Below are 7,280 nucleotides of genomic sequence, written 5' to 3'. Positions count from 1 at the left end.
GGACCGTGAGCGCAACCTGCTAACCCAGATCTTCCGCTTCTTCACCCAGTCCGATGTCGAGGTGAACGACAACTACATGGAACGCTACAGCCGCGTCTTCAAACCCACCGAGGTGAAGATGATGCTGGCGGCCTTCTCCAACATGGAGACCATCCACATCGCCGCCTACGCGCTGCTGCTCGAAACCATCGGCATGCCCGACAGCGAGTTCACCGCGTTCCTGGAGTTCCAGGCGATGCGCGACAAGCACGACTACATGCAGCAGTTCGGCGTCGACACCCACGCCGACATCGCCCGCACGCTCGCCATGTTCGGCGGCTTCACCGAGGGCCTGCAGCTGTTCGCCAGCTTCGCCATGCTGATGAACTTCCCGCGCCACAACAAGATGAAGGGCATGGGCCAGATCGTCTCATGGTCCGTGCGCGACGAGAGCCTGCACTGCGAGGGCATCGTCAAACTCTACCACGCCTTCAACGCCGAGACCGGCGCGGTCACCAAGTCGGTGGCCGACGACATCGTCGACTGCTGCAAGACGGTGGTCACGCTGGAGGACAAGTTCATCGACCTGGCCTTCGAGGCCGGCGAGATCCAGGGCATGACGCCCGAGGACATCAAGAAGTACATCCGCTTCATCGCCGACTGGCGCCTGCGCCAGCTGCACCTGCCGGAAGTCTACGGCGCCAAGGAAAACCCGCTCCCCTGGCTGCAAAGCATGCTCAGCGGCGTCGAACACGCCAACTTCTTCGAGGCCCGCAGCACCGAATACTCCAAGGCCGCGACGCGCGGGCAGTGGCACGGCAACGACGGGGTGTGGGCGAACTTCGATGCGATGAAGGCGAAGGCGGCGGGCGGCGGGGCGCTGATCGCGGGGGAGTAGGGGGCCGGGGTCCGCGTGAAGAACCGTTGGGCTGTTGAAGTTGAACTGAGTGGAATCTCCTTAGAAGCCGCCGTTGCACTCGTGGCCTCGGTCGAGAGTGATGAGGTGGATAGCGCTATCTGCATCACCTCCGTTGCCTGGGACGCGGTTGATGACCCTCAAGTAGTTCACCGAAGCGCCGAGCAAGTGCTTGACTTGATAAGAATTGGCAATTCGGTTCGGTCCAATTCGTCGGCAGGTTTCGGCTGGAAGGGTCGCCTGTGGGAGCAAGCCTCGCCCGGCGTCGTACGAACCCACTATCGGATGATTGCCGGGACCGGAGATTTCTTTCTGGATCCCGATAGAGCAACCAATACTGGCGCGCGCCCGTTTGGCGATCGAGTAGAAACTCTTCTAACGAAGCACCCACGAATAGAGCCCGCACTACAATTGTTCGCAACCTGTGGAAGTGACGTTCGTGCCATGTGGCTAGCGTTCGAGGTGGTAAAGCAACTTGCTGGTGGTGAGAAAGAACTAGTCAATCTATGCTGGACCACACAGGAAGATCTCGATCAATTCATGACAACGGCAAATACGTCCTTCCGTCATTTCGACTTAGGTTCCAAACGCAAGAATTTGCCCGAACCCCTTCACCCAAATGGCTGCAGGGCGTACGTGCGGATGCTCCTTGAACGATTGCTTGATGCGGAAGTTCCGGTCTGAGCCATCGAGAGCGCATCGTCAGATCCCTTCCCGCACCAAATCTCACGACAATTCCGGTGATAGGGGCACAAATCCCCAAACTGGGTAACGCGCCCGCCGCGCGCACCAGCGCCCTACCGGTTTTGGTCGCCGCGACCGCGCCGCCTTGACATAATGTTCATATGATGTTCTCTTTCCGCCCGTGACCGACGCCGCCGACATCCTGACCTCCAGTCTTGACCGCCACCGCGCTCTGCTGGTCGACATGACGGAGATGTCGGGCGTCATGGCCAAGGCCTGCTACGCGCGGTTTCAGGCGACGGAAGATCCTGAGGCCCGGGACAGGGCCATCGCCGCCTTCGACATCTGCGGCCGCAATGTGCGGCTCTCGATCCTGGCCGAGGTGCGACTGGTGAACGCCGCCGCCGCCGCCGTGTTCGCCGCGGTGGAGACCCGGCGCGCATCGGCGCCGCGTCAGCGCACGGAGGCCGACCGGGACCGGGACCGCTATCTGGACCGCGAACGGGAGTCCGACCGCGAGCGCGACGGGCACCCCATGACCGCGCTCGGCCGCGCCGAGGCGCTGGACAGGACGCTGGCCCGCAACCCCGACCTCGACCCCGACGGCCGCTACACGGCCCAGGTCATCGACATCAAGGCGCGGCTCAAGGGCGAGACGCCGCAGCCGCCAGAACCGCCACACACCCCGCCCGATCCGCCCCCCGGCGCCCGACCCGCCCCGGCCAACCGCGCCGAGCGACGACGGCTGGAACGGCGGATGCGACGCGCCTCAGGCTGAAACGCCTCCCCCCACAACCGTGTCATCCCGGTTTTCGCGAAGCGAAAGACCGGGACCTCCAGCTCTCTCGCCGGAAACCCCCGCACGGCCCCGCCGCCCGCGCCCTCTCCCCGCCCCTCGGCGCGGGAGGTCCCGGTCTTGCGCCTCACGGCGCAAACCGGGACGACATCGGCGTTGAGGGTGAGCGCGCCTCCCCCGGACTTCGCCTCGGGGAGGGGGCGCGAGCCCATGGCTCGGCCCCACCACCCCACCCCGTCATCCCCCGGCTTGTCCGGGGGATCCATGCGTCCGCCGCAAGGGAGACCGCGACGGCCCTCCAGGTTCAAGCCGCCGCATTCGACGCCTGCGACAACGATGGATCCCCCGGACAAGCCGGGGGATGACGGTCACGGAAAGGACCGCCGCGTCGTCCACATCCCCCGCTGACAACGACCCGGATCGCGCCTAGCTTCCGCCCCTCCCATCCCGACCCCGTCTCCCGGAGCCCGCCCCATGATCCGACGCCATATCGGCCGCAACGGCCCCGAGGTGAACGCCATCGGCCTGGGGTGCATGGGCATGTCGGCCTATTACGGCGCGCCGATGGACGAGGCCGACGGGGTGGCGCTGCTGCACGCGGCGATCGATCGCGGCGTCGACCATTTCGACACGGCCGAGATGTACGGGTTCGGCGCCAATGAGCGGCTGTTGGGCGCGGCGTTCCACGACCGCCGCGACAAGGTGTTCATCGCCACCAAGTGGGGGCCTGTGGCCGATCCCAAGACCAACCTGCCCGCCGGCTATGACGGCTCCGAGACCAATGCGCGGCGCGCCGTGGAGAATTCGCTGCGCTATCTGCGCACCGATCACATCGACCTCTACTACCTCCACCGCAAGGACCCGGCGCGCCCGATCGAGGAGTCGGTCGAGGCGATGGCCAAGCTGGTGCAGGAGGGCAAGGTGCGCGCCATCGGCCTCTCGGAGGTCAGCGCCGAGACCCTGCGCAAGGCGCACAGCATCCACCCGGTCGCGGCGGTGCAGTCGGAGTACTCCCTGTTCACCCGCGACTACGAGGCCGACGTGATCCCGGCCTGCCGGGAGCTGGGCGTGACCTTCGTGGCCTATTCGCCGCTCGGCCGGGGCATGCTCACCGGATCGTTCAGCAAGGACTGGGCGCCCGACGGCCCCGACTTCCGCGCCGGCATGGCCCCGCGCTTCGCCGGCGAGGCGCTGGACGCCAATCTCGCCCTGGTGGCTGAGATCCAGGCGCTGGCCGCGGCCAAGGGCGTCAGCGCCGGGCAGATCGCGCTCGCCTGGGTGCTCTCGCGCGGCGAGCACATCGTGGCGATCCCCGGCACCACCAAGCTGGCCAACCTGGAGGCCAACCTCGCGGCCGCCGATGTCCGGCTCAGCGCCGACGAGGCGGGCCGGCTCGACGGCCTGGCGGCGCGGGTCCAGGGCCAGCGCTACAACGAACGCGGCATGGGCGCGGTCAACGCGTGAGGCGGACGTTTCCCTTGCTGACGAAGGCTCAACCCGCGCCACGGCGCTCATGAGTGACGATCTCCGCGACCGCTCCCGCCGCACCCTCGCTGCGGCGCTGGCCGCCTATGAGGCCGAACCCACCCTCGCCAACACCGTCTGGTATGGCCGGGTGCTCGGGTTCCGCTATCGGATCGAGGAGGCCATCGCGGTATTCACCGAGGGCCTCGCCCGCTATCCGGACTCCTTCGAGCTCCTGCGCCAGCGCGGCCACCGCTATCTCTCCACCCGGCGGTTCGAAGAGGGCCGCGCCGACCTGGCCCGCGCGGCGGAGCTGATCGAGGGCAGGCCCGAGTGGATCGAGCCCGACGGGCCGGGCAATGAGCTGCCGGTGCCGCCCACCTCGATCCAGTTCAACACCTGGTACCACCTGGGCCTGGTGCACTATCTGCGGCGCGACTGGGACGCCGCCGAGGCGGCCTATCGGCGCTGTCTCGCCTGGGTGCGCGAGGGCGATCACGACGGGCTCACCGCCGTCTCCGACTGGCTCTACATGACGCTGCGCCGCAAGGGCGATGCGAGCGGCGCGGCGGCCGTTCTGGCCGCGATCCCCGAAGGCCTGCCCGACGAGGCCTTCGTCGAGGGGCCGTCCTACTATCGCCGCCTGCGGATGTATCGCGGCGCGCTGACGCCGGAGGATCTGCTCAACCCCGACAAGGGCAGCCAGGTGATCCACGATCTCGAGACCATCTATGCGACGCAGGGCTATGGCGTCGGCAACTGGCATCTCTGCAACGGCGAGACGGACCGGGCGCGGGCGGTGTTCACCCGCATCCTGCAGGGCCGCAGCCGCTTCGCCTTCGGCTACATCGCCGCCGAACTCCATCTGCGCGAGATGGATTAACGTCGTCGGCGGGCGTCGCCGCGATGCGCCGGAGAGCGTTTGACAAGGCTGATCTTGCGACTTATTCGCATTATCACGATGCGTACCCGATCCCTCCGCTCAACCCTTTGGCTCGCCGGCGCCCTGACCCTGGTCGGCGGGCCCGCCGCGCTTGCGGCCGAGGCCGCCGACGAGGCGCCGCCGCTCGACACCGTGATCGTCATCGGCGAGCGGCGCGAGTTGCCGAACATCCCCGGCGCCGGCGCCACCATCGAGGCGGAGGACCTGCGGCGCATGCGGCCGCTCACGGTCAATGAGGCGCTGCGCCAGGCGCCGGGCGTCTTCGCCCGCGACGAAGAGGGCATGGGGATGCGGCCCAATATCGGCATCCGCGGCCTCAATCCGACCCGGTCCACCAAGGTGCTGCTGCTGGAAGACGGCCTGCCGCTCAGCTTCGCGCCCTATGGCGACAACGCAAGCTACTACCACCCGCCGATCCGCCGCTTCGAGCGAATCGAGGTGCTGAAGGGCGCCAGTCAAATCCGCTTCGGCCCCCAGACCATCGGCGGGGTCGTCAACTACGTGACGCCCAAGGCCCGCACCGAGCCGGGCGGACGGCTCACGGTCGCCGCCGGCGACAACGGCTATCTGGAGACCGACGCCAGCGTCGGCGGCGAGGTGCTGGGCTTCGCCACCCTGGCCCACGTCAACACCACCCGCTCCGACAGCGCCCGCGACAACCAGCGCCTGAGGTTCGAGGACATCTACTTCAAGGCCGAGCGCGATCTGTCGGCCGCCCACCGGCTGTCGATCCGGCTGTCGACCTTCGCCGAGGACAGCCAGGTCACCTATTCCGGTCTCACCGAGGCCGAGTTCGCCGCTGATCCGCGATCCAATCCATTCGCCAACGACGCCTTCAAGAGCGAACGCTTCGGCGCCTCGGCGACGCACGGCTGGGCGCTGTCCGACGCCCTTCAGCTCAAGACCTCGATCTACTACGCCTGGTTCGACCGCGACTGGTGGCGCCAGTCCTCCAACTCCGGCCAGCGCCCCAACGACGCCAGCGATCCGGCCTGCGGCGGCATGGTCAATCTCGACACCACCTGCGGCAACGAAGGCCGCCTCCGGGAGTACATCACCTGGGGCGCCGAGAGCCGCCTGACCTGGACCGGCGCCGCCCTGGGCGCGGACGTCTCGGCGGAAGCCGGCCTGCGCTGGGCCGATGAGCGTCAGGCGCGTCTCCAGGTGAACGGCGATACGCCCCGCGCCCGTCGCGCCGGCCTAGGCCGCAACGCCGGCCTGATCGAAGACAATCTGCGCTACGCCAAGGCCATCGCCGGGTTTGCGACGGCGCGTCTGGCCTGGGGCCCGCTTTCGGTCAGTCCGGGCCTGAGGATCGAGAGCATCGAGTACGACCGGGTCAACCGGCTGACTGGCGTGCGCGGGTCCGCCTCGGTCGATGAGGTGATCCCAGGGCTCGGCGCGGCCTATGAGGTGAACGACCGCTGGACCCTGTTCGGCGGCGTGCATCGCGGCTTCGCCCCGCCGCGCGTCGAGGACATCATCAACAACGCCACCGGCGGCGCGGTCGACCTCGACGCGGAGATCTCCACCGCCTGGGAAGCGGGCTTGCGCGGTCAGCCGGTCGATGGTGTTCGCCTCGACGTGGCGGCGTTCCGGATGGACTTCGAGAACCAGATCGTCCCCGCCTCGGTCGCCGGCGGGCTCGGCGCGACCCTGACCAGCGCCGGCGAGACCCGGCACTCGGGCTTCGAAGCCAGCCTGCAGGCCTCGGCCCGGGAGATGGGCCTGATGACCGGCGACGACCTCTTCGCCCGCGCCGCCCTGACCGTGGTGTCCGACGCCAAGTTCGTCGGCCGACGGCTGTCCAACGTCAGCGGCTTCACCAACGTGGTCGTCACCGGCAATCGCCTGCCCTATGCGCCCAGGACGCTGTTCTCCGGCGCCGTCGGCTACGCCCGCGGCGACTGGTTCGAGGGGCAGATCGAGGTCGTCCACACCGGCGGCATGTTCACGGACGATCTCAACACCATCGCCCCATCCGCCAATGGCCAGCGCGGACGCATAGGCCCTGCCACCATCTGGAACGCGACCATCAATCTCACAGCGCCGGACGGCCGGCTGGGCGGCTACATCGCGGTGAAGAACCTGTTCGACAAGCTGACCATCGTGGATCGTTCCCGTGGCGTCCTGCCCGGACCTCAGCGGACCTTCCAGGCCGGCCTGAGCTACGCTTTCTGACCCCGCGCCCTGGAGACCCAAGCCCGCTGCCGATCGCTCGCGCCGCCGCTTACATCCGCTCGGGCGTGGCGATCCCCAGGAGGTCGAGCGCGGTTTCCAGCTGCTTCAGCATGGCGGCGGCCAGCGTCAGGCGGCCGGCGCGCACCGGCGGCTCGGCGGTCATGATCGGGCAGGCGGCGTAGAACTTCGAAAAGGCCTGGGCCAGCCGATAGGCGTGCTCGGCCACCGCGTTGGGCGCATAGCGGTCATAGGCCTCGCCAAGCGCGCTCTCGAAGGCGTCCAGCGCCAGCACCAGGTCGCGTTCGGCCGGTTCGCCC

7 protein-coding genes are annotated in these 7,280 nt (G+C 68.0%); 6 read left to right on the top strand and 1 reads right to left on the bottom strand.

The window, feature by feature from the left end; genetic code table 11:
- The 6 genes from ACIQ3R_RS12830 to ACIQ3R_RS12805 all read left to right on the top strand — a co-directional run.
- The coding region (locus ACIQ3R_RS12830) for a ribonucleotide-diphosphate reductase subunit beta (RefSeq protein WP_397419087.1) at positions 1 to 877 on the top strand (877 nt) is incomplete at its 5' end.
- A 15-nt stretch (positions 878 to 892) separates the two neighbouring features.
- Positions 893 to 1,579, top strand: coding sequence for a hypothetical protein (locus ACIQ3R_RS12825; protein WP_397419085.1), 687 nt, complete (start codon positions 893 to 895; stop codon positions 1,577 to 1,579).
- A gap of 181 nt (positions 1,580 to 1,760) precedes the next feature.
- Complete coding sequence (locus tag ACIQ3R_RS12820; RefSeq protein ID WP_397419083.1) at positions 1,761 to 2,357, top strand: hypothetical protein; 597 nt, start codon at positions 1,761 to 1,763, stop codon at positions 2,355 to 2,357.
- Between the two features lie 492 nt (positions 2,358 to 2,849).
- Positions 2,850 to 3,839, top strand: coding sequence for an aldo/keto reductase (locus ACIQ3R_RS12815; RefSeq protein ID WP_397419081.1), 990 nt, complete (start codon positions 2,850 to 2,852; stop codon positions 3,837 to 3,839).
- 49 nt (positions 3,840 to 3,888) lie between these two features.
- Positions 3,889 to 4,722, top strand: coding sequence for a tetratricopeptide repeat protein (locus tag ACIQ3R_RS12810; RefSeq protein ID WP_397419079.1), 834 nt, complete (start codon positions 3,889 to 3,891; stop codon positions 4,720 to 4,722).
- A gap of 78 nt (positions 4,723 to 4,800) precedes the next feature.
- Positions 4,801 to 6,963: a TonB-dependent receptor family protein gene (locus ACIQ3R_RS12805; protein ID WP_397419077.1), complete on the top strand. Its 2,163-nt coding sequence runs from the start codon at positions 4,801 to 4,803 to the stop codon at positions 6,961 to 6,963.
- 49 nt (positions 6,964 to 7,012) lie between these two features.
- Here the strand turns inward: ACIQ3R_RS12805 and ACIQ3R_RS12800 are convergent.
- The coding region (locus ACIQ3R_RS12800) for a DALR anticodon-binding domain-containing protein (RefSeq protein ID WP_397419075.1) at positions 7,013 to 7,280 on the bottom strand (268 nt) is incomplete at its 5' end.

The organism is Phenylobacterium sp. (assembly GCF_044371015.1).
Taxonomy (GTDB): Bacteria; Pseudomonadota; Alphaproteobacteria; order Caulobacterales; family Caulobacteraceae; genus Phenylobacterium.
The sequence above is the reverse complement of the archived record's forward strand: the minus strand, read 5'-3'. Positions and strand labels throughout refer to the sequence as shown.

What these genes read in the sequence shown, in the direction of transcription:
- ACIQ3R_RS12815 (WP_397419081.1), top strand. Translation starts at nt 2,850, where the DNA reads ATGATCCGACGCCATATCGGCCGCAACGGCCCCGAGGTGAACGCCATC.
- ACIQ3R_RS12810 (WP_397419079.1), top strand. Translation starts at nt 3,889, where the DNA reads ATGAGTGACGATCTCCGCGACCGCTCCCGCCGCACCCTCGCTGCGGCG.
- ACIQ3R_RS12805 (WP_397419077.1), top strand. Translation starts at nt 4,801, where the DNA reads ATGCGTACCCGATCCCTCCGCTCAACCCTTTGGCTCGCCGGCGCCCTG.